21 protein-coding genes and 1 pseudogene are annotated in these 20,142 nt (G+C 51.2%); 5 read left to right on the top strand and 17 right to left on the bottom strand.

Features of this window, described 5'->3' with window-relative positions; all coding sequences use genetic code 11:
* Window positions 1-22 precede the first annotated feature (22 nt).
* From traM to R3O62_RS00380, 14 genes are all read right to left on the bottom strand, one after another.
* Window positions 23-1,381 (bottom strand): conjugative transposon protein TraM, encoded by a 1,359-nt coding sequence (traM, locus tag R3O62_RS00445; RefSeq protein WP_293564070.1) that lies wholly within the window; start codon window positions 1,379-1,381, stop codon window positions 23-25.
* A complete protein-coding gene (locus tag R3O62_RS00440) occupies window positions 1,362-1,649 on the bottom strand; it encodes a TraL conjugative transposon family protein (RefSeq protein WP_005790789.1) in 288 nt (95 codons plus the stop codon). The genes traM and R3O62_RS00440 overlap by 20 nt, the downstream gene beginning before the upstream one ends.
* A 39-nt stretch (window positions 1,650-1,688) precedes the next feature.
* The gene (gene traK / locus R3O62_RS00435; RefSeq protein WP_004293887.1) at window positions 1,689-2,312 is read right to left on the bottom strand and encodes a conjugative transposon protein TraK; all 624 of its coding nucleotides are present in this window, start codon (window positions 2,310-2,312) and stop codon (window positions 1,689-1,691) included.
* Window positions 2,313-2,344: 32 nt separating this feature from the next.
* Window positions 2,345-3,349 carry a conjugative transposon protein TraJ gene (gene traJ, locus R3O62_RS00430; RefSeq protein WP_317472535.1) on the bottom strand — a complete coding sequence of 335 codons (1,005 nt, stop codon included), beginning with the start codon at window positions 3,347-3,349 and terminating at the stop codon, window positions 2,345-2,347.
* 4 nt (window positions 3,350-3,353) lie between these two features.
* Window positions 3,354-3,983 (bottom strand): DUF4141 domain-containing protein, encoded by a 630-nt coding sequence (locus tag R3O62_RS00425; protein WP_005790794.1) that lies wholly within the window; start codon window positions 3,981-3,983, stop codon window positions 3,354-3,356.
* A 24-nt stretch (window positions 3,984-4,007) separates the two neighbouring features.
* The gene (locus tag R3O62_RS00420; RefSeq protein WP_317472534.1) at window positions 4,008-4,388 is read right to left on the bottom strand and encodes a DUF3876 domain-containing protein; all 381 of its coding nucleotides are present in this window, start codon (window positions 4,386-4,388) and stop codon (window positions 4,008-4,010) included.
* Between the two features lie 40 nt (window positions 4,389-4,428).
* Complete coding sequence (locus R3O62_RS00415; RefSeq protein WP_317472532.1) at window positions 4,429-6,945, bottom strand: TraG family conjugative transposon ATPase; 2,517 nt, start codon at window positions 6,943-6,945, stop codon at window positions 4,429-4,431.
* Window positions 6,942-7,274 carry a DUF4133 domain-containing protein gene (locus R3O62_RS00410; RefSeq protein ID WP_317472531.1) on the bottom strand — a complete coding sequence of 111 codons (333 nt, stop codon included), beginning with the start codon at window positions 7,272-7,274 and terminating at the stop codon, window positions 6,942-6,944. The genes R3O62_RS00415 and R3O62_RS00410 overlap by 4 nt, the downstream gene beginning before the upstream one ends.
* 11 nt (window positions 7,275-7,285) lie before the next feature.
* The gene (locus R3O62_RS00405) at window positions 7,286-7,603 is read right to left on the bottom strand and encodes a DUF4134 domain-containing protein (RefSeq protein ID WP_005790801.1); all 318 of its coding nucleotides are present in this window, start codon (window positions 7,601-7,603) and stop codon (window positions 7,286-7,288) included.
* A gap of 200 nt (window positions 7,604-7,803) precedes the next feature.
* Window positions 7,804-8,544: a hypothetical protein gene (locus R3O62_RS00400; protein WP_005790803.1), complete on the bottom strand. Its 741-nt coding sequence runs from the start codon at window positions 8,542-8,544 to the stop codon at window positions 7,804-7,806.
* Window positions 8,541-8,900: a DUF3408 domain-containing protein gene (locus R3O62_RS00395; protein ID WP_005790806.1), complete on the bottom strand. Its 360-nt coding sequence runs from the start codon at window positions 8,898-8,900 to the stop codon at window positions 8,541-8,543. The genes R3O62_RS00400 and R3O62_RS00395 overlap by 4 nt, the downstream gene beginning before the upstream one ends.
* A gap of 20 nt (window positions 8,901-8,920) precedes the next feature.
* Window positions 8,921-9,370: a DUF3408 domain-containing protein gene (locus R3O62_RS00390; RefSeq protein WP_005790808.1), complete on the bottom strand. Its 450-nt coding sequence runs from the start codon at window positions 9,368-9,370 to the stop codon at window positions 8,921-8,923.
* Between the two features lie 5 nt (window positions 9,371-9,375).
* Window positions 9,376-10,131, bottom strand: coding sequence for a ParA family protein (locus R3O62_RS00385; RefSeq protein ID WP_005790809.1), 756 nt, complete (start codon window positions 10,129-10,131; stop codon window positions 9,376-9,378).
* 56 nt (window positions 10,132-10,187) lie between these two features.
* Window positions 10,188-10,391, bottom strand: a complete 204-nt coding sequence (locus R3O62_RS00380; protein ID WP_317472545.1) for a hypothetical protein — start codon at window positions 10,389-10,391, stop codon at window positions 10,188-10,190.
* A 385-nt stretch (window positions 10,392-10,776) separates the two neighbouring features.
* Between R3O62_RS00380 and mobA the strand changes: the two genes are divergently transcribed.
* The 5 genes and pseudogenes from mobA to R3O62_RS00355 all read left to right on the top strand — a co-directional run bounded on the left by mobA (window position 10,777) and on the right by R3O62_RS00355 (window position 16,888).
* The gene (gene mobA / locus R3O62_RS00375; RefSeq protein WP_002560988.1) at window positions 10,777-11,205 is read left to right on the top strand and encodes a conjugal transfer protein MobA; all 429 of its coding nucleotides are present in this window, start codon (window positions 10,777-10,779) and stop codon (window positions 11,203-11,205) included.
* Entirely contained in the window at window positions 11,184-12,431 is a 1,248-nt protein-coding gene (gene mobB / locus R3O62_RS00370; RefSeq protein WP_002560989.1) for a conjugal transfer protein MobB, read from the top strand. Before mobA ends, mobB begins: the two co-directional genes overlap by 22 nt.
* Window positions 12,432-12,461: 30 nt before the next feature.
* Window positions 12,462-13,385: pseudogene (locus tag R3O62_RS00365) on the top strand (YWFCY domain-containing protein); the annotation flags it as partial.
* A 640-nt stretch (window positions 13,386-14,025) separates the two neighbouring features.
* Window positions 14,026-15,678 (top strand): group II intron reverse transcriptase/maturase, encoded by a 1,653-nt coding sequence (gene ltrA, locus R3O62_RS00360; RefSeq protein ID WP_005647985.1) that lies wholly within the window; start codon window positions 14,026-14,028, stop codon window positions 15,676-15,678.
* A 4-nt stretch (window positions 15,679-15,682) separates the two neighbouring features.
* Window positions 15,683-16,888, top strand: coding sequence for a TraM recognition domain-containing protein (locus tag R3O62_RS00355; protein ID WP_083434161.1), 1,206 nt, complete (start codon window positions 15,683-15,685; stop codon window positions 16,886-16,888).
* Window positions 16,889-16,929: 41 nt separating this feature from the next.
* Here R3O62_RS00355 and R3O62_RS00350 read toward each other — a convergent pair whose 3' ends face one another.
* From R3O62_RS00350 to R3O62_RS00340, 3 genes are read right to left on the bottom strand one after another with little or no spacing between them, the layout of a single operon-like run.
* Window positions 16,930-17,496, bottom strand: a complete 567-nt coding sequence (locus R3O62_RS00350) for a hypothetical protein (RefSeq protein ID WP_002560991.1) — start codon at window positions 17,494-17,496, stop codon at window positions 16,930-16,932.
* Window positions 17,497-17,512: 16 nt separating this feature from the next.
* Window positions 17,513-18,676 carry a GNAT family N-acetyltransferase gene (locus R3O62_RS00345; RefSeq protein WP_002560992.1) on the bottom strand — a complete coding sequence of 388 codons (1,164 nt, stop codon included), beginning with the start codon at window positions 18,674-18,676 and terminating at the stop codon, window positions 17,513-17,515.
* A 9-nt stretch (window positions 18,677-18,685) separates the two neighbouring features.
* Window positions 18,686-20,137, bottom strand: a complete 1,452-nt coding sequence (locus R3O62_RS00340) for an ATP-binding protein (protein WP_002560993.1) — start codon at window positions 20,135-20,137, stop codon at window positions 18,686-18,688.
* Window positions 20,138-20,142 lie beyond the last annotated feature (5 nt).

The raw sequence follows: 20,142 nt of genomic DNA, 5'->3' as shown, positions 1-20,142 counted from the left end.
AGTGGTAATTTTTTTATTGTTCTCAATCTTTTTCTTGGTAAAGCATGACCCTGTACCCGGCTTTCAGATGCACCTTGACGGTGCGCATCTTCTTGGCGATGTACTGGCTCGTGCCTTGTATCAGCCCCTTGCCCAAGTCGGAGGCGAGCTGCGCCCCGGCATTGGTGGAGATGTTGATGCTGCTCCCCAACGAGCCGCCCATGTTGGCGGCGACCTCCCTGACGGCGTTCATCTCCATCGAGTTCGGGATGAAGATGCCGGACTGTCCGTCCGTGTCATAGACCGCAAGTTCCACGGGGATAATCGTGCCGTCGTATTCCAGCGAGGTGATCCCGATGTCGAGCCGCTCACCCTGTATCTTGCCCGTGCCGACCACCACCGCATTGCGGGGGATTGTCCTGCCCGCCACCGCCATAGGCTCCAGCAGGCGCAGCCTTACCGTCTGCCCGTCCGTCACGCTCTGCGCCCCATGCACACATGCCGGTATGGTGTTCCTGTCCGATACCTCCGCCGTGCCGACAGCCGTATTAAAACTTCTGTTGCGCTCCTGCGAGAAAGTGGCGACAAACTCCGCGTTGCTCATGGGCTGTGCAAGCGAGGAAACAACTTGGCGGGTCACCTGCCTTACGGGTGTCGCCGTGTTCTTCTTTCCTTTCTGCACGGTGGCAGGCTCTGCCGCCTGTTCCGGCTTCCCACCATTCTGACCGCCCATGTACTTTGCCGCCAGCTCGTAGGATTTCTCCATAAGAGCCACTTGGTCGTCCACGGCGGAAGCCTTGCCCTTCTCGCTTTCCAGTTCCGACTCCAGCGATGCGATGCGCTCCAACAATTCCTCCATCTCGGCATTGTCATTCTTCGGCTGTTCGTAGAAGTTGCCGAGCGTAGCGTTCAGGTCACGGTAGGCGGCAGCGGAGGATTGGATGGTCTGCGGCGTGGCGGGCTGTGCCTTTTCCTCCTTGCCGCCCGGATTGGCGAGGTCGAAGTCCGTTCCGTCCTCCGTTCCCACAATCTCTCGGTCGAACATGTCGCCCAACTGCCCGATGGCACGGTTGCGGCTCTCCTGACGCTCCTCCATCTCCCCATGCTCGTAGGCTTTCAGCTTGTCGCCGATAATCTGCCGGTTCGCCTTGTCCGCGTCGGGCATCTCGGTGTTGTAGCCGTCCGTTCCCGGCTGTTGCTCCTTGCCGGAGGACGGGGCGAATATCAGCCACATCGCCCCTATGAACACCAGCACCATAGCGGGCAGGACTATCATCTTCTGCCGTTTCAGCCGCTGCGCCTCGGTCAGCGGTTCGCGCTCCTTCTTCGGCTTTCCCGTGTCGGGAGCGGCTTTGTTCTCTTTCGTCGGTTCATTCTTTGGTTCATTCTTCTTCTGTTCCATATAAATAAGGTGTTAAGTGATTGTCTGTTTCCGCCGGGGTCGGCAGCTCCACCCGTCCGGCGTGTCCCGTTTCCATGCGTGAGCCATCATTCCTGCCGATGTCATAGACGGCTCTGCCGAAGGTGTATAGGGCAAGCACCGCGAAGGCGGCGAGCATCCCCAGCACGATGCGGCGGCATGTTTCCGGCGGCAAGCCGTCCAGATACCCTTTGAGCCTTTCCACCAGCCGTTTCCGTTTGTCGTGGAGCTTCCAGTACACGCCCCACATTGTTTTTCTGATACTTTTTACTTTCCGTTTCATAATCCGTTACCGTTTGATTGTCTGTAAATCCTTGTTCTCGATGATGGTGAAACCCTCGATGGTGAAACCGTTTGGGTTATCGTCCGACCGTGATGCGTTCAGCAGGCGGCAGGTGGTCACGAGGCTGCGCTCGGTGACGTTGCTCTGCCGGATGATTTTCTGCGTGGCGTAGGTCACGGCGCGGTAGGGATAGGCGTTGAAGTCGCACACCACGCTGTCCACCTTCAGCACTTGGTTGATGTTCCCGGCGATGATGCGGTTGTAGTACCCCTTCTCGGCGAAGTCCGAATAATAGTGGTACACGCTCTTGTCCGCCAGCAGCAAGGCACGTTTCACGTTGTGTTCAATCGCGCTTTTTTCAGGTGAGAGCGTGAAGAACAGCTCGTGGAAGCGGCGCACATGCTCCCGTGCCTCCGCCGGGCGGTTCTGCGACAGGTCCTGTGACAAGGCGAGCATCAGGCTCTTGCCGTTGTCCAGCACATAGATCTTCTCCCGTTGCTTCTCGGCGAAGCGGTAGGAGTTCCACACGCTCCACACCGTCACCACGGCGCACAGCGAGAGGAAGACGATACCGAACAGGCGTATCTGCCTGAACGACGATTCGATGTTTCTGAGTGACTTGAATTCCATTTTTACTTTTTCCGTTTATAATTGCACATTGATTATTTCAGCAGCTTGCCGATGCGTCCGACGGCGTTCCCTGCGGTAGCTCCCGCAACTCCGCCCGCCATGCCTCCGGCACGTCCAGCCATCTGGTTCATGTTACGGTTGTAGCCGCCCATGCCCCCGGCTTGGATGATCCAGCCCGCCACGGTGGGGATGGTGAAGTAACCGATGATGCCGATGCAGAGGAACACGATGTACACCCCGTCGCTCGAATCCAGCGAGAAGTTCGGGTCTGCCTGCATCCGCTCGATGTCGCTTTGCAGCATCAGCACCTGTATCTTAGCCAGTATGGTGCTGAACATGTCCGACACCGGCAGCCACAGATAGACCTGTATGTAGCGGCATATCCACTGCGTGAGCGTGCTTTGGAAACCGTCCCACACCGATATGGCGAAGGCTATCGGACCGAGTATCGCCAGCACCACGAGGAAGAAGGTGCGGACGGTGTCTATCACGAGGGCGGCGGCTTGGAACAGCAGTTCCAGTATCTCGCGGAAGAAGTCGCGGATGCTCTTTTTCATGTTGTACATTCCCCGGTCGATATACATCCCCGCCATCGTCACCATGTCGGAGGGCGACCAGCCGAGTTCCTCCAGCTGTTTGTCAAACTCCTCGTTGGACACGAGGTAGGCGGTTTCGGGGTTGCGCATCATCGCCTCGTATTCCAACTTGTCCTTCTGCTGGCGGTAGGTGTTCATGTCGAGCGTTTCCGCCTCCAGCATCTTCGCCGTGCCTTGCACGACGGGCGAAAGGATGCTGTTTATCGTACCCAGCACAACCGTGGGGAAGAACATGATGCAAAGACCGATGGCGAAGGGGCGGACCATCGGGAACACGTCTATCGGTTCGGCTCTCGCCAGCGACTGCCATACCCGGTAGGCGACGTAGAACAGCGCGCCCAGCCCGGCGATGCCTTTCGCCACGCCCGCCATGTCCTCGCACAGCGGCATCATCTGCTCGTAGAGCGAGCGCAGAATCTGGTGAAGGTTGTCGAACTCCATAGTCTTACCAGTATCTTTCGTTCATGTTCCCGTACAGCCCCATGATGCGGTCGAGGTCGTTCTTCTTTTTAGCGCGGAGATAGGACACCGATATGTTCTTGTTGGTGTAGTAGCTCACGAGGTTGCGGTAACGCTTCATTTTGGAATGGCAGCGTTCCACCACGTCCATGCGCTCCTTGTCGGTCATGGAGAGCGTGGTGATGTTCACCACGTTTTTCAGTTCGGTCAGTACATCATTGCTCTCTTCCAGCAGCTTCGTGTAGCCGAAGGCGATGGCTCCCAGTTCCTCCACGGTGAAGTTGTCGTCACGCATCATCCGCTGGAAGTTGGTCACATAGATGTCGGTGATGTCGCCCACCATCAGGATGGTCTGTTGCACCTTGCGGGCATCCCGGACAAGGTTGTTCACTGATTTCAGCGCGTCGTAATACTTCTTTCCCTGCTCGTAGATTTTCACGGTTTCCTGAAAATTCTTCACCATGTTCTGGGCGGTGGTCGAGGTATGCACCACGTTCTTGGAGGTGTTCACGATGCTCTGGGCGATGTTGGACGGGTCTATCACCGCCCACTGTGCGCTTGCCCGGCCCGCGAGAAGCAGGCACAGGCAGACAATCATTGTTATTCTTGTTCTCATGTTTACTTTGGATTTTAGCGGTTGTTATTCTTCTGTCTGGTTCTCCGGCTGCGGCTTCACCCGCACATAGTCACCGTTTGGCGAGAAGGTCAGCACGTCCGTTGCCTCGTTGTAGGACACGTCGATGCGGAAGCCGGTGTTCATGAACAGGTTGCCGTTCTCCTCCTGCAAGAGATAGGTTTCCGGCTTGAGTTTGCGGCGCAGACCGCTCCGGCGGAACACCGTCACCTTGTAGGCTTCGCCCTCCTTGTAGATAAGCACGTCGGGCTTCCCCTCCACGCTCTCCCAGTTCCCGCACAGCATGTCACGGCGGTTGTCGGCCACGTCGCAGGATTGCAGCATCATGACCGCCAATCCGATCAGGCACTTGCTGACTTGCAGCATTTTCACTTTTGATAAACTCATACGCATTTTTCTTTTTTCGTTGATAAATTCATTTTTAATTTTAATTGTTGGTTGTTTCCTTGTTTCTCCGCCTTTCGGCAAGCTGCCGGATGGCGGCTTCGATGTCACCGCCTAACTTCTCCGCCAGACGGTAAACTTCCACTTTCTCCGTTTCCTCGGTGGTGTACGCCATATACTCTTCGGCACTGACCTCCGTTGCATAGACCGCCGACTGCGTGCCACCCAAGCCTATCCACACCTCCTTGTAGAGCCGTGAAGGGTTGTTCGCCATGTTGATGGAGAGTATCTGCCCTTTCTCCTTTTCCGTCAGTCCGAGCAACGCCTGTATCTGGTCAAACTTGTTCATGTACTTGCGCTGGTCGAGAAGTATCTTGCAGTCGGAGTTGTTGATGATGCTCTCCTTGACCACGGGAGAGGAAATGATGTCGTCCACCTCCTGCGTTACCACGATTGCCTCGCCGTAATATTTTCTGACCGTCTTGTACATATAGCGCAGGTATTCAGCCATGTTCGCCGAAGAAAGAGCCTTCCAAGCCTCTTCCACGATAAGCTGTTTCCGCACCCCTTTCAGCCGTCGCATCTTGTTGATGAAGGCTTCCATGATGATGATCGTCACGACCGGAAAAAGCTCGCGGTTTTCCTTTATGCTGTCAATTTCGAAGACAATGAACCGCTTGTTGAGCAGGTCGATGTTCTCCGTGGAGTTGAGCAGGAAGTCGTAACGCCCGCCCCGGTAATACTGCCGCATGGTGGTGAGCATGTTGTCGATGTTGAAGTCGGACTTCTCCACCTTGATGTCACGTTCAGCCAGCTCCTTGCGGTAGTCGTCGCGCATATACTCGTAGAAGGTGTTGAAAGACGGCACGATGCTCCGGTCTGCCTTGATGCGCTCGATGTAGGCACTCACGGCACTGCCCAGTTCGCCGCTCTCCGTCTTCGTCACCTTGTCATCCTCCGACTTCCAGAGCGTCAGCAGCAGGGTCTTGATGCTGTCCTTCTTCTCCACGTCGAAGACATAATCATCGGTGTAGAACGGGTTGAACGATATGGGCTTTTCCTCCGTGTAGGTGAAGTACACGCCGTCCGCTCCGCCTGTCTTGCGCCGGATCATGCCGCACAATCCCTGATAAGAGTTTCCCGTGTCCACCAGCACGACGTGCGTACCTTGTTCGTAGTATTGCCTCACGAGGTGGTTCATGAAGAACGACTTGCCGCTGCCCGAAGGACCCAGCACGAACTTGTTGCGGTTCGTGGTGATGCCCCGCTTCATGGGCAGGTCGCTGATGTCGAGGTGCAGCGGTTTTCCCGTGAGCCTGTCCACCATCTTGATGCCGAAGGGCGAGAGCGAAGAGCGGTAATTGGTTTCCTCCGTGAACAGGCACACCGCCTGCTCGATGAAGGTATGGAAACTCTCTTCCGCCGGAAAGTCCGCCGCGTTGCCGGGTATCGCCGCCCAGTAGAGCGTCGGGCAGTCGATGGTGTTGTGGCGCGGCACGCACTCCATGCTTGCCAGCTGGCTGCCCACATCGTTCCTTATATGCTTCAGCTCCTCCGCGTCGTCGCTCCACGCCATGACGTTGAAATGCGCCCGTACCGAGGTCAGCCCGTAGGAATGGGCTTCGTTTAGGTATTGGTCTATCCACTCGCGGTTGATACTGTTGCTCCGGCTACACCGTGAGAGCGACTGCATATTGCGGGCGGATTTCTCGAACTTCTGCAAGGCTTCCTCGCTGTTGTCTATCAGCACATACTGGTTGTAGATATGGTTGCAGGAGAGCAGCAACCCCACGGGGGAGGCGAAGGAGAGGCGGCAGTCGCTCCGGTCGGTGGAGAGCTTCTCGTAACGGGTGTCGGTAGCCACCTTGCCCGGCAGGTCTTCCGCGTCGGAGAGGGTGTGCAGGCACAGTCGGTTGTCGCCGATGCGCATCTCCCTTGCCGAAAGCTCAATATCTTGTAAGGTGGTATTCCCCTCCGGCATGAGCGAGAAGTAGCGTTCAATCAATCCCGTTTTTCCCTCAGTACCCACAATCTCATCGGTGGATAGGCGGCGCAGCCTGACAAGCCCGCTGTCGTTCATGATGCGCTCGAACTGTTCGCAGGCTTCCAAGAACTTGGTCGTGGTTTCCTTGTCCAGTTCCTTCGGGATGATATGCCCACGGCACAGCGTGCTGAAATTGCTCTGCATCCGGTTACGTTCCTTCGTTGTCTTGGTCAGGTAGAGGTAGCAGGTGTGTTTCAGGTACGGACGCTCGTTGAAGTGACGCTCGAAAGAGCGGCTTAAAAAGCTCATGTCGTCCTTCTGAAGCTCCGGTTTGTAGCGTTCCTTGATGAACCAGTCCTGTTTGTGGACGACGGAGTAATCCGGCAGTACCTTGATTGCCTTGCACCAGCAGCCGTGTATCGCCTCGTACTCCGCGCCCGTCACGGTGTAAAGTTCCGGCAGTTCCACCTCGAAAGCCACCGTGATGTCGGCGTCCTTAGAGATGATGCAGCCATGCTCCACCGCAAGCAGGGGGAACTTGTTTTCCAGTGTTGTCATTTTTGATGTATTCCTCATGTTGTTTCTTCCTTTCGTTGTCGTTTGAACAGACGGGGTATCCGCCGCCGGTTGATAAGGTACCGGGGATGGCTCCGTGCCGCTCCTAATTTCATCAGCCCGTGTTCGCCGTACCGGGCGTTAAGCGCGAAGGTCTGCCATACAAGGAGGGAGGACGATGCCGCGCCGAAGCCGATACATATCCACTGGTCGATGCCGACCATGTAGAGGATGACGAACAGGACGAAGAGAGCCAGCAGACCTCCGCAGAAGATGAAGAGGTACTGAGCCTTCAAGCCCTTGAACTCTACCGGACGACCGATACCCTTGTTGATTGGGTATTCAGCCATACATTATTATATTAGAGGAAGAATGAGCGCAGGATGGTGGCGGCTACAATCAGGAAGATGCACGCGCCGAACCAGCTTGCCGCTGTTTTTGAGGTGTCGGGGTCGCCCGATGAAAATTTCCCGTACACTTTCACGCCCCCGATAAGCCCGACGACCGCGCCGATGGCGTATATCAGTTTCGTGCCGGGGTCGAAATAGGAACTCACCATAGAGGTGGCTTCGTTGATGCCCGCGATGCCGTTTCCCTGCGCGAAGGCGGAGGCGGTTGCGGCGATGATGAGTGCCGCAGAGAGGATTGTTTTTCTGTTTCTTACGATGTTCTTGTTCATAAACTGTCCTTGTTTTTTGCCGTCGAAAGGGTGGATGGTCCTTTGTCGGGCGGTTGATACTTTTTTACTTTACTTTGGTTTAGTGGTCGCCCTTTTGTTTCCACGGACTTGGGTGTGTCCGTTGCGTACCGGATGCGCCTTGCGCTTCCTCGCCGCGTGGGTTGATTGTCATTCCTTCATGTTCTTTCCTTTTTCAGTTGTCATACATAGTTGCGGATGTCGAACTCCTCGATGTTGTCAGGCACGACGAACACTTTGCTTTTTGCTTGTGCCACGGTAGTGTTTACCGTGTCCACAAAGACTGCCATTGCTTTGGCAAGCCTCTCGCTCATTGCTTCGTCGGTCAAGCGTTCCGTTATTCTGGAGTAAAGCTCCGTCCCGTCAAGCTCCGTCATGACTTTTCCAGCGTGTCGCATCTCCGCTTCGGACGGTGAGTCCTTCTTTATTGTTCGTACTGCCATGTCGATGTCCTCGAATGCACTTCCCGAAGCCTGTCCCTTGCCCGGTTCATCATCCTCCGGCTCATCCTCTCCGTATTCCAGTTCCTCCGGAGATATGCTCGTGAAGGTTTCATCGAGTTTATCCTCCGGGACTTGTGTCGGGCGCGATGCGGTTTCCGTGTTTCCGTCGTCAAAAGTAGCCTCTTCTTCCGACAGCTCAATGCCTTTTTCCGAAATGGCTGCTTCTTGCGTCGATATGGCAGCGGTTGTCCGAGTTGGAGCCATCCTGAAACGGCTCTTACCGATGATGTCCGCATCTTCATCCGAGGCTTCACTATGCAAGGTATCTTGCTTTTCACTCTTCGTTCCCAACGACCGCCATAATCCGGCAGCCCCTTTGAGGAACCGGACGAATTTTGTTTCCGTTATTCTGTCAGACAATAACATGAGCAGGAACCAGACGTTGCAGGCAACCGATACAATCAAGAATACTTTTGTCATAATCTCACTTTTTTGGCGTTTTCAATCTGTTCCATGTACTTCTCACCGTATTGTCTGAAATGGTCACGGAGAACATTGTCCACGAACTTGCCGATGCTCAATCCGTTTCCCAATCGGTTGGCGACAATAGCGACTTTCTCATGGACTTCACGAGAGATGTATATGCACTGTCGTGTTTTGATTTCCGACGATTGCAGGAAAGCCGCAATAGGCTTGCTGCCCTTTCCCTTTCCGGGAACATCACAGGTCTTTCCCAGACCTTTGTCGGTTGCACACTTCGCTGCACGGGCAACGTTTCTCTCACTCTTTCTTGTTTGCAGGCTGTCCGCCTGACTGTCATTCATCTTTCTTCTCATGTTGTTATTGATTAAAATGTTTATAAATTGTATGACTCCATGTGTCGCTTGAAGGATTCCGCTATCTCGTCTTGAAACTGTGTGAAATGGTAGGTCAGCACGTTGTCAAGAAAACCGGCGATAGTCACCTCGTTACCTCCGATGATATGTAGCATTTTCAGTATGCGGTCGTGGTACTCCTTTCGGATGTACACCTGTTTTCCGAGCCTTGCCGTGACATTGGACTCCCGCACGAACATGGAATCGTAATCCGTCTTCTCCGGCTTGCCGTTCCTGCGCCTGCGTTCCGTTTCTTCTTTGGGACGTGATGCAGGTTGGGGTCCGGCCGACTGCGGTTCTTCCTTCGGTGGTAGATCCGATACATTGCCGTCCGTGCTTCTTGCTTCCGGCGGTATGCTTGCATCGTCCATACGGAACGAGTTGATTATGGCATCACTGTCGATGTCCTCGATTCTTGCTTTCTTTGCCATGACACTCAATTTTTGATGATACCGAGAATTTCATCCACAAGGCGGTCAAGGTTGCTGCCGCGTACCAGTGTCTTGTCCGCAGGGAACGCCGTGGAACGGAACACCGCCTTGCGCTCCGCCGCTGTTTCCTTGCGGAAACGCTTGCTGTCCGGCAGGAATGTTTCGAGGATAGGCAGGGCGAACTCGGCGCATACCTTGTCGTATGCCTTGTATAGTTCCGTCTTCTCGCGTCCGTCCACCATGTTCCACACAAGGTAGATTCCTTTGATGCCGGATTTTCCCGTGCTTATCATCTGTTCGTTAATGACTGTGGCGAACTTGATGGAACTTTCCATCACCACCCTGTCTGCGATGATGGGTGTGAAGATGTAGTCCATCTTGGCGATAGTCTGTACCACATCGGCATTGTTGATAGTACCCGGCAGGTCGAAGAACACGAAATCAAGGTCGGGCTGTGCCTCCGTCAGATTTTCGGCGGTTCTTATCGCATCCTCCGCGCGGCTGCATCTGATTGTGTACGGGTTTTTCTTCAGCCGCTTGAGCTGCTCATACGCCATCACTTTGTAATGCCCGTCCTCCATGACGGCTTTCAGGTCACGCTTGCGCATGTCATGAATACTGTACTGCGGAAAGTCGCAGTCCACCACGGCCACGTTGTAGCCTTTCACATAGTGCAGGTAGCTTGCCACAAGCACTGTCAGGGTTGTCTTTCCGGCCCCTCCTTTCTGCGTGGAGATTGCCACATAAGTTGTCTCTTTCATTTGTTTGATAATTTATTAAGTTACACATCTGTCCGGTCACGGCAGCGTATTGCCATTCATACGCACGCACGCTTTACCGTCCGTTCATTTACCTGTTCACCAATCCGTCCAAGCCTTGGTTCATACGCATGAATACGGGAATGGAAATCCGGTTGTCCGTTCACACCCGCTTCCGACCGTTTGGACAGATGCCCGGATTGCTGTCCGAACATCCGATTGAAGGGGTGTGCTTTCAGTCCTTCATCCGAATCATGCTGCAAATAAACAATGATATTTTGAAACTTGTATCACTTCCCAAGCAAGTGGCAGCACGTTGCGCCGGTTGGCAGTCATTGACCGGGTCAAGCATCTGTCCGATACCGCTTTAAGGGCGTAACTTTGCCCCCGGACAGCAGGGTTCGCCGATGGTGGCGCAGCCGGAGTCCCGAAAGGTATCTTCCCAATCCGTCCCCTGACGGATTTTTATGTTCACCTGAACATAGCAAGGTATGTTTTCAGCCGCTCAAAATATTTTGAGCATCCCGGAAAACGCCTTGCCCTTGCAGGGGGCGGGCTTTCCCTCCGAAGTCGGAAAGCCTTTCAGAACTGCGGTGCTGTGATCCGAAGCGGCGGCTTATGCCGTCAATCCGCTAAATCCAAAGTAATATGAAAGAGAAAAGGAAAAGCAAAGCAGGGAGAAATCCCAAACTTGATCCGGCGGTGTACCGTTACACCGTCCGTTTCAACGAGGAGGAACACAATCGTTTCCTCGCCATGTTCGGAAAATCGGGTGTCTATGCACGGTCGGTTTTCCTCAAAGCGCACTTCTTCGGACAGCCGTTCAAGGTGCTGAAGGTGGACAAGACGCTGGTGGACTATTACACCAAGCTATCGGATTTTCATGCGCAGTTCCGCGCCGTGGGTACGAATTACAACCAAGTCGTGAAGGAACTGAGGCTGCATTTTTCAGAGAAAAAGGCGATGGCGTTGCTCTACAAATTAGAGCAACACACCGTCGAACTCGTGAAACTGAGCCGCCGGATTGTGGAACTTTCAAGGGAAATGGAGGCGAAATGGTCGCAAAAATCAGTGTAGGAAACTCGTTGTACGGCGCGATTGCCTATAACGGGGAGAAGATTAACGAGGCGCAGGGGCGGTTGCTTACGACCAACCGCATCTACAATGACGGTTCGGGAAAGGTGGACATCAACAAGGCGATGGAGGGTTTTCTCACCTTCATGCCGCCACAGATGAAGGTGGAGAAGCCGGTGGTGCATATTTCGCTCAACCCACATCCGGAGGATGTGTTGACCGATGCGGAATTGCAGGATATAGCCCGCGAGTATCTGGAAAAACTCGGTTTCGGCAACCAGCCTTATCTTGTTTTCAAGCACGAGGACATCGACCGCCACCACCTGCACATCGTGACGGTGCGGGTGGACGATAACGGGAAATGTATCAGCGACAAGAACAACTACTATCGTAGCAAACAAATCACCCGTGAGCTGGAGAAGAAATACGGGCTGCACGGCGCGGAGCGCAGGAACCGCCGGCTTGACACGCCGCTAAGCAAGGTGGACGCATCGGCAGGTGATGTGAAGAAGCAGGTGGCTGGCACTGTGAAGGCTCTGAACGGGCAGTACCGTTTTCAGACGATGGGCGAATACCGTGCGCTCCTTTCCTTATATAATATGACGGTGGAGGAAGCGAGAGGCAACGTGCGCGGACGGGAGTATCACGGGCTGGTTTATTCCGTCACGGACGACAAGGGTAACAAGGTGGGCAACCCGTTCAAGTCCTCGCTTTTCGGGAAGTCCGCAGGTTATGAAGCCGTACAGAGAAAATTTATCCGTTCCAAATCAGAGATTAAGGACAGGAAGCTCGCCGACATGACGAAACGCACCGTTCTTTCCGTGCTGCAAGGCACTTATGACAAGGACAAATTTGTATCCCAACTCAAAGAGAAGGGCATCGACACCGTACTGCGCTACACGGATGAAGGGCGTATCTATGGAGCGACGTTTATCGACCACCGCACAGGATGTGTACTGAACGGCTCTCGCATGGGCAAGGAGCTTTCGGCGAATGCCTTGCAGGAACACTTCACCCTGCCATACGCCGGACAACCGCCGATACCGTTATCCATCCCTATGGATGCTGCGGACAAGGCATACGGACAGACCGCATACGACCGTGAAGACGTATCGGGCGGAATGGGCTTGCTCACTCCCGAAGGTCCGGCGGTAGATGCTGAGGAAAAGGCTTTCATCCGGGCGATGAAGCGCAAAAAGAAGAAAAAGCGCAAGGGCTTGGGTTTGTAATCGGAGTATCAACAATTAAAAAATCAATGTATGTCACAACAAGAAGACGATTTGAGGGCATTGGCGAAAATCATGGATTTTCTGCGTGCCGTGAGTATTATTTTAGTGGTTATGAACGTGTACTGGTTCTGTTACGAAGTCATCCGGCTGTGGGGCGTGAACATCGGTGTGGTGGACAGAATCCTTCTGAACTTCGACCGCACGGCGGGGCTGTTCCATTCCATACTGTACACAAAGCTGTTTGCCGTCCTGCTGCTTGCCCTGTCCTGTCTGGGTACAAAGGGGGTCAAGGGAGAGAAAATCACTTGGGGAAGAATATGGACGGCACTCGCCGCCGGGTCCGTGCTGTTTTTCCTAAACTGGTGGATACTGGCTCTGCCGCTTCCGATTGAGGCGGTGATGGGGCTGTATGTCCTTACCATCGGTACGGGCTATGTCTGCCTGTTGATGGGAGGTCTGTGGATGAGCCGTCTGTTGAAACACAATTTGATGGAGGATGTTTTCAACAACGAGAACGAGAGTTTCATGCAGGAAACAAGACTCATCGAAAGCGAGTATTCGGTCAATTTGCCGACACGCTTCTATTACAAAAAGCGTTGGAACAACGGTTGGATCAATGTGGTGAATCCCTTCCGTGCGTCCATCGTGTTGGGTACGCCGGGCAGCGGCAAGTCATACGCCGTGGTAAACAATTTTATCAAGCAACAGATTGAAAAGGGCTTCTTGATGTACGTGTATGACTTCAAATTCAGCGACTTGTCCACCATTGCCTACAATCATCTGCTGAACCACCCTGACGGCTACAAGGTGAAGCCGAAGTTCTATGTGATCAACTTCGACGACCCGCGACGCTCTCATCGGTGCAATCCCATTCACCCGGATTTTATGGAAGATATTACGGACGCCTACGAGAGTGCCTATACAATAATGCTCAACCTCAATAAAACGTGGGTGTGACCTGTAAAGTCGCGTAATTGATTGTTAAACAGTGATATTAGTTGCATGATTTAACCCGCTGTTCCGTCAGCGGTAGCCTACTATAAGGTGCATCTCCAGTGATGGGTTGTGCCAAGCTTATAGGACAAAGTACACTCTCCGAAAGGACAAGACTGAACCGTGAGGGAACGTCAAGGGCGGTTAGTATCATACTGCCGAGTGGCGAGGCTGGATAGCATGGTTAACATAAGTGAACTGTCTTTAGCCATCGTGAGGTTTGAAGGAGCGGAAGATACTTTAGCTCTCACCAAAAGGTAAGCAGTCGGATAACCCCTGCCCATGTTGGGGTTACACGGACATGGCACTGCCGGTGGACTTGACAGAACCTAAACTATCCTTTTGTCAATTACGTGGAACAGGGCAAGCCTGTATCTCTCTCGTAACAACGCGAGTAAGCGAACCGCAAGGCAAGCCGAAAGGGGTGCAGGTATGAGATAACGGAGAAAGCGAACGCCTCCCTGTAATGGGGAGGATACGGATTGAATCGACATCACGGGCTGATTGTGGATAACATCATCCGACACGAAAGTGGGCAGACTTCCGTATATGGTAACTCTTTACAAGATAACTTTTAGAACTTTCAAAAGGAGGAAAGCAAATGAACGAAACTAAGACATCGTGTGCGCCTGCTGACAACAGGAATCTGACTTGGGACGGTATGAACTGGTCCAAGTGCGAAGCCTATGTCCGAAAGCTTCAAGCGCGTATTGTAAAGGCTCAGAAAGAAGGCAGACATAACAAGGTGAAAGCCTTGCAATGGATGCTCACTCACTCTTTTTACGCCAAGGCATTGGCTGTAAAGAGGGTTACTTCCAACAAAGGGAAGAAAACGTCTGGAGTAGATAAACAGCTTTGGGACTCTCCCAAGCGCAAGTACAAAGCAATCAGTGAACTGAAACGCCGTGGCTACAATCCGCAGCCACTCCGTAGGGTTCACATCAAGAAAAAGAACGGTAAACTCCGACCGTTGGGAATACCGACCATGAAAGACAGGGCGATGCAGGCTTTATATCTCATGGCATTGGAACCGATAGCCGAAACGACAGGCGACCGTTTCTCCTACGGCTTCCGAAAGAAGCGCAGGACAATGGACGCAATCCGTCAGATTGATACGGTTTTAAACCGCCAACATTCTCCCGAATGGATTTTGGAGGGAGATATAAAAGGCTGTTTCGACCACATCAGCCACGACTGGCTCATTGAGAATATCCCTATGGATAAGACAATACTCAGAAAATGGTTGAAATGTGGAGCTGTGTTCAACGGAAAACTATTCCCGACAGAAGAGGGTACGCCACAAGGAGGTATCATATCACCGACACTTGCAAACATGGTACTTGACGGGCTTCAGCCGCTCTTGGCTAAAAGATTCAAAAGACTATGGCGTAACAACAAGACATTCCATTACAAGGTAAATCTTATTCGCTATGCTGACGACTTTATAATCACAGGCCGAGATAAGGAACTATTGGAAAACGAAGTCAAACCAATAGTGATAGAATTTCTCAAAGAAAGAGGTCTTACCTTATCCGAAGAGAAAACTACTATTACGAACATATATGACGGATTTGATTTCTTGGGTTTCAATGTAAGGAAGTTCGGCAAAAAGCTATACACATCTCCGTCCAAAGACGCACAGAAACGCTTTAGGGCAAAAATCAGTGACATAGTCAAAGGACATAAGATGTGTAAGCAGGAATCGCTGATACGAATGCTCAATCCTGTAATCACAGGATGGGGTAACTATTACCGATATGGTGCATCGACCGATGCTTTTCATGGTTGCGACTACCACATTTATAATCTCACGAAGAAATGGGCCTTACGTCGTCACCCTAAGAAACGCAAGTCTTGGGTCGCAGACAGGTATTGGCATGAAATTCGGGGACGCAAATGGACGTTTGCGTGGAAATATGAAACGAAAAGTATGAAAGTGAACTACCTGACCCTTAAAAGATTGTCGGATATACATTATACTCCGTACAAGCAAGTCAAGGGAGAGGCAAATCCTTTTGACCCGGAATACGATGATTATTTCTCTCAGCGTAAGGAGCAACAAATGCTGGAATCTCTCAAAGGACGTAAGTCTCTCTTATATTTATGGAACAAGCAGAACCGGATTTGTCCGTTATGTGGCAAGGAAATAGACTGTACAAAAGCATGGAACGTCAACGAAATATCTGTTGGTGGTTCGATTGTACGGCAACTTGTCCACAACAACTGCTACAAGCGAAATAAACGAAAATGTTGAAAGTATGAGCCGATTTCTAACAACAAATAGAAATATTGAGTTGCTTGAGCCGTATGAGGGGAAACTCTCACGTACGGTTCTTAGGGGAGAAGGGGGCAGCAATGCCCTTGACTTACCCGATGTGCAAAAGCAGGGTGACTTCTTTGTGGAATCACCTATCATTTTGTTCGCCAGTATTATATGGTATCTTAAAATCTATCAGAACGGGAAATATTGCACGTTTCCCCATGCCATCGAATTTTTGAACCGCCGCTACGAGGATATTTTTCCGATACTGACTTCCTATCCCGAACTGGAGAACTACCTTTCCCCGTTCATGGATGCGTGGCTCGGAGGGGCTGCGGAGCAGCTCATGGGGCAGATAGCGTCGGCAAAAATTCCGCTTTCGAGGATGATTTCACCGCAGCTCTATTGGGTGATGTCGGACAGCGAGTTTACGCTGGACATCAACAATCCCGAAGAGCCGAAAATCCTATGCGTGGGCAACAATCCCGACCGTCAGAATATCTACGGGGCGGCTCTCGGATTGTATAACTCCCGCATCGTGAAGCTCATCAATAAGAAGGGGATGCTGAAGTCGTCGGTCATCATAGACGAGCTGCCGACGATATATTTCAAAGGGTTGGACAATCTTATAGCTACCGCCCGAAGCAACAAGGTTGCCGTGTGTCTGGGATTTCAGGATTTCAGCCAGCTGGTGCGCGACTACGGTGATAAGGAGGCGAAAGTGGTGATGAATACGGTCGGTAACATTTTCTCCGGGCAGGTGGTAGGTGAAACGGCAAAGACACTATCGGAACGATTCGGTAAGGTGTTGCAGAAACGGCAGTCTATCTCCATCAACCGGCAGGATGTTTCCACCTCCATTAACACGCAGATGGACGCGCTTATCCCGCCCAGCAAGATTTCCGGTTTGACGCAGGGAATGTTTGTCGGTTCGGTGTCCGACAACTTCAACGAGCGTATCGAACAGAAGATTTTCCACTGCGAGATTGTGGTGGATGCCGATAAGGTAAAACGGGAGGAAAGTGCCTACAAGAAAATCCCCGTTATTACCGATTTCACTGACGCAGACGGCAACGACCGCATGAAGGAAACGGTGCAGGCAAATTACCGGCGCATCAAGGAGGAGGTGAAGCAGATTGTTCAGGAGGAATTGGAGCGCATCGCGGGCGATGACAACCTGAAGCATCTGTTGCAGCAGAAGTAACCTATTAAAATAAGGGAGGATAGCTAAAATCCTCCCTTATTTTAATATTCCTCCAAAAGTTTATTTTGACGTAAATCTTCAATGTAACATGCTAAGTTACTTGAAACTTTATTAAATACTTTATCAAGATATGGGATGATATTTTCCAAATTCAATTCCAACTCTAACGGGAAACTATGATATTGATGTAAAAACCTTGTGATGTCATTTCTTTCTGAAACAGATAAAAGCAAAAATGGATTACTGTTTTTATAATATACCATTGCTGAAAGATGAATAAAAGCGCATCCTAATTTATAAACAAAAAAAGGCCAGCCATAAAATTTATCAGCTAAATCCACCATTTGTTTATCGGTCACGACTTTCTTTGTATTGGGATAAGACCATTTTATTCCCTCCAAAGTTTGGTTTATAAAATGCTCTCTAAGGTTTAAGTCGCTAATTGACAACAAAAACATAACTCTTACCATAGAATCTAATTCTTGACGCAGAATAGATATTACCTGCCCATATAATTGTTGTTGCAACAAAATATTTATAGCGCAAGAATGTTCTCCTGACCTTTGAGTAACTATATCGCAAAATAAATTAATATTATTTGTTTTCATTGTTGAGTGATTTCGCTTATAAGATATAGGATTTACTATTGGTTGCCACATATATCTGATGCGGCATTTCTTTTTCGTTGTATATTATTGTATGGTTGTCGCACAAGGTCATTCCCAGCCTTTCAACCACACGGATGGATGCCACGTTTTCCGGTCGGATACTGCAACAGACAGTTTTCAGTTCCAGCTCTCCAAAGGCGTATTCCAAACACGCGCGGGCGGCTTCCGTACCGTAACCGTTATGCCAGTATGTGTTATCGAGTATATAGCCAAGCTCGACAGTCTCGTTCCCGTTTAGGGTACTATTCATCAGACCGGCTTGTCCTATCAATGCGCCGCTTTCTTTCAGTATGACGGCAAAATATCCGAACCCGTCCTTGCGGTATCGGATGAGTTGCCTGTTTATCCATTTGCGCACGTCCTTTTTGGTAAAGCCGTGTTCCCAAGCGTACATGACTTCCGGCTTTCCCATTATGGCAAGGAGTGCGTCCATATCCTTACGGGTTATCCTGCGGATAAGCAGCCGTTCCGTTTCCATGACGACCAGCGATGCGGAATAGGTCTTTATCTCAAATCCGTCCTCTTTCCATTCCTTCACAAGCCTGTTGATCGTTTCTTCCACCAGACTGTCATAAGCGGCATCGGGAATAACCTTTATAAAAAAGGTGTCACGGGTTTCTTTCATGACCCATTCGTTGATGTCTTTCAGTTCCTTGCCTTCGGGAATGTAATTCTTGTGTATCATGAACTCGTTGATGTTGTCCGCCAACAATTCTTCCAACTGATAACGGATGTCATCCTCCAGTTCGGCAAATGGTATGGTTTCCTCTTCATAGATGCCTTCTATTAAAACATCATCCTCTTCCATATCCTCGTCCGGTGTCTGATTGCCCCGTTTCATGTCCAACATATCCTGCGCGAACTGCCCGGATTCCTTGTCCTTGTACTTCTTGGCATATTTTTCCAGCAGTTCCCAGTCCTGACGGCTCATCGGGCATTTGAAAACGGCTCGTTCCACCTCGTTACAGCGCACCATGTCCGCCTTCACATCATCGGGAAGCGACCGGCATTCCTTGCAGATATGCCGCGAGTGTCCTTTGCCGCTGAATTGCTCGTTGGCTTTGTACTCGCTACAAATCCGACAGTAATGCCCCTGTTGTTTCTTCTTTTTCGCCACCATACCCCGTTATTATATCAACAGTTCTTTTCCTTTATCGGTAAGACGATATTTCTGCCGGGGATGTTTCGGATTTTCCGGGTAAATAGGCTCTACCAAATTCTGCCTTATGGCTGGATACAGATATAGTTCTAAAAAATTACTTTTGTCCTTTAATCCTATCACACACATAATCTCTTTGGTTGAAAGTGTCTGTGTGCCGATTGCAGACAACACCTTTTCCACCTGTGGGGTAACTGTGGGGTGACTGTGGGGTAACTGTCGGGTAATTGTCGGGTCGTGCCCCACAGTTTTTCGGGTATAGCGGAAAATAACCCATACACTATTTCCATCTGTATGAAACTCCGGATCGGGAATGCCGACACGCCGGCATTCGCTTATCATAAGCCCGATGCCTCGTCCCCAGCTTTCCAGAACCTCGCTTTTATACAGAACATTCGCAATAATCAGGTTTTGAGGTTCTGAATTATGCCCGCTCAATAACTTTTCCATTGTTATATCCGGCGGAAAAGTTCCACTGTTCTCAATCTCCACACGGTCATCATAGATGGCAATTCCTACCGAACTGCCGGGACGGTGGTATGAGCGGTGGCAAAGGGCATTTGTGCAGCATTCCCTCAATGCCTTGTAAGGAATCTCAAGCTCTTCCTCCCGATACAAGCCTTCAACTTTGCCCGAAAGGGAAAGATGCTTGAAAAAGAACGACATTGCAGTGTCCAGCAGTGTGTAGATATTGCCAGTGGTACGCTGATTGTCTATAAACTCGTCTTTTGTAGTTCCTTTGAAACGCGCCAACCGAAGCAGGCACTGGGGATAGAAGTAAAAATCACGACCGAACAAGACTGCGGAAGCATTATTCAGTTTTCCGTCATGTAACAGGTTGAATTTTTCGAGTATGGTCGGCAAATCCTCCCTTATGGTGGCTTCGGGTAGGCGACCGCACCGGATGCCTCCACGTACCGCTCCCATAATGGCATGTTCATCAAGGTCAGTAACTTTGATGTCGGGATTCGTCATCGCCTCCCAAGCGTATTTCCCACCTCGCTGCATAAGCAGTTGGTTATATACGTCTTGCGGCATGGAGGATGTCACGCTCTCCAATCGAAGATAAGCCCGTCCCTTATAGGAGAACGGACGCATATAACGTTGGCTGTCCGCAGACAAGGCTATCACACTCTTGTCTGTATTTTGGATACTGATATACGAAACTTCGAGTGTGGCAAATGGTTCAAAACGCCGGATGGCTTCCGCAATATCACGCTTCGTCTTGTCGCTCACTTCCTGCCCGATGATCTTTCCTTTGTCGGTCACACCGAACAACACCGTGCCACCTTCGCTGTTAAGGAAAGCGCAGAGCGTTTCCATGCCGCGCTCCAACTGCCCGGTGGTTTCCTTGAACTCCACCTGCCCGTTTTCCTTTTCGGCTATCAGTTGTTTTACTATATCGAGGTTGTCTATGTTCATATTCA

It is taken from the genome of Bacteroides hominis (assembly GCF_033042785.2).
In the GTDB taxonomy this organism is placed as follows: domain Bacteria; phylum Bacteroidota; class Bacteroidia; order Bacteroidales; family Bacteroidaceae; genus Bacteroides; species Bacteroides hominis.
Note: the sequence above shows the minus strand (reverse complement) of the source record. Positions and strands in the feature narration are given on the sequence as shown.

Bases quoted from the DNA above. Each gene is read 5' to 3' on its own strand.
- traM (WP_293564070.1), bottom strand. From the start codon at position 1,381: ATGGAACAGAAGAAGAATGAACCAAAGAATGAACCGACGAAAGAGAAC.
- R3O62_RS00440 (WP_005790789.1), bottom strand. From the start codon at position 1,649: ATGTGGGGCGTGTACTGGAAGCTCCACGACAAACGGAAACGGCTGGTG.
- traK (WP_004293887.1), bottom strand. From the start codon at position 2,312: ATGGAATTCAAGTCACTCAGAAACATCGAATCGTCGTTCAGGCAGATA.
- traJ (WP_317472535.1), bottom strand. From the start codon at position 3,349: ATGGAGTTCGACAACCTTCACCAGATTCTGCGCTCGCTCTACGAGCAG.
- R3O62_RS00425 (WP_005790794.1), bottom strand. From the start codon at position 3,983: ATGAGAACAAGAATAACAATGATTGTCTGCCTGTGCCTGCTTCTCGCG.
- R3O62_RS00420 (WP_317472534.1), bottom strand. From the start codon at position 4,388: ATGAGTTTATCAAAAGTGAAAATGCTGCAAGTCAGCAAGTGCCTGATC.
- R3O62_RS00415 (WP_317472532.1), bottom strand. From the start codon at position 6,945: ATGAGGAATACATCAAAAATGACAACACTGGAAAACAAGTTCCCCCTG.
- R3O62_RS00410 (WP_317472531.1), bottom strand. From the start codon at position 7,274: ATGGCTGAATACCCAATCAACAAGGGTATCGGTCGTCCGGTAGAGTTC.
- R3O62_RS00405 (WP_005790801.1), bottom strand. From the start codon at position 7,603: ATGAACAAGAACATCGTAAGAAACAGAAAAACAATCCTCTCTGCGGCA.
- R3O62_RS00400 (WP_005790803.1), bottom strand. From the start codon at position 8,544: ATGACAAAAGTATTCTTGATTGTATCGGTTGCCTGCAACGTCTGGTTC.
- R3O62_RS00395 (WP_005790806.1), bottom strand. From the start codon at position 8,900: ATGAGAAGAAAGATGAATGACAGTCAGGCGGACAGCCTGCAAACAAGA.
- R3O62_RS00390 (WP_005790808.1), bottom strand. From the start codon at position 9,370: ATGGCAAAGAAAGCAAGAATCGAGGACATCGACAGTGATGCCATAATC.
- R3O62_RS00385 (WP_005790809.1), bottom strand. From the start codon at position 10,131: ATGAAAGAGACAACTTATGTGGCAATCTCCACGCAGAAAGGAGGGGCC.
- mobA (WP_002560988.1), top strand. From the start codon at position 10,777: ATGAAAGAGAAAAGGAAAAGCAAAGCAGGGAGAAATCCCAAACTTGAT.
- mobB (WP_002560989.1), top strand. From the start codon at position 11,184: ATGGTCGCAAAAATCAGTGTAGGAAACTCGTTGTACGGCGCGATTGCC.
- ltrA (WP_005647985.1), top strand. From the start codon at position 14,026: ATGAACGAAACTAAGACATCGTGTGCGCCTGCTGACAACAGGAATCTG.
- R3O62_RS00355 (WP_083434161.1), top strand. From the start codon at position 15,683: ATGAGCCGATTTCTAACAACAAATAGAAATATTGAGTTGCTTGAGCCG.
- R3O62_RS00350 (WP_002560991.1), bottom strand. From the start codon at position 17,496: ATGAAAACAAATAATATTAATTTATTTTGCGATATAGTTACTCAAAGG.
- R3O62_RS00345 (WP_002560992.1), bottom strand. From the start codon at position 18,676: ATGGTGGCGAAAAAGAAGAAACAACAGGGGCATTACTGTCGGATTTGT.
- R3O62_RS00340 (WP_002560993.1), bottom strand. From the start codon at position 20,137: ATGAACATAGACAACCTCGATATAGTAAAACAACTGATAGCCGAAAAG.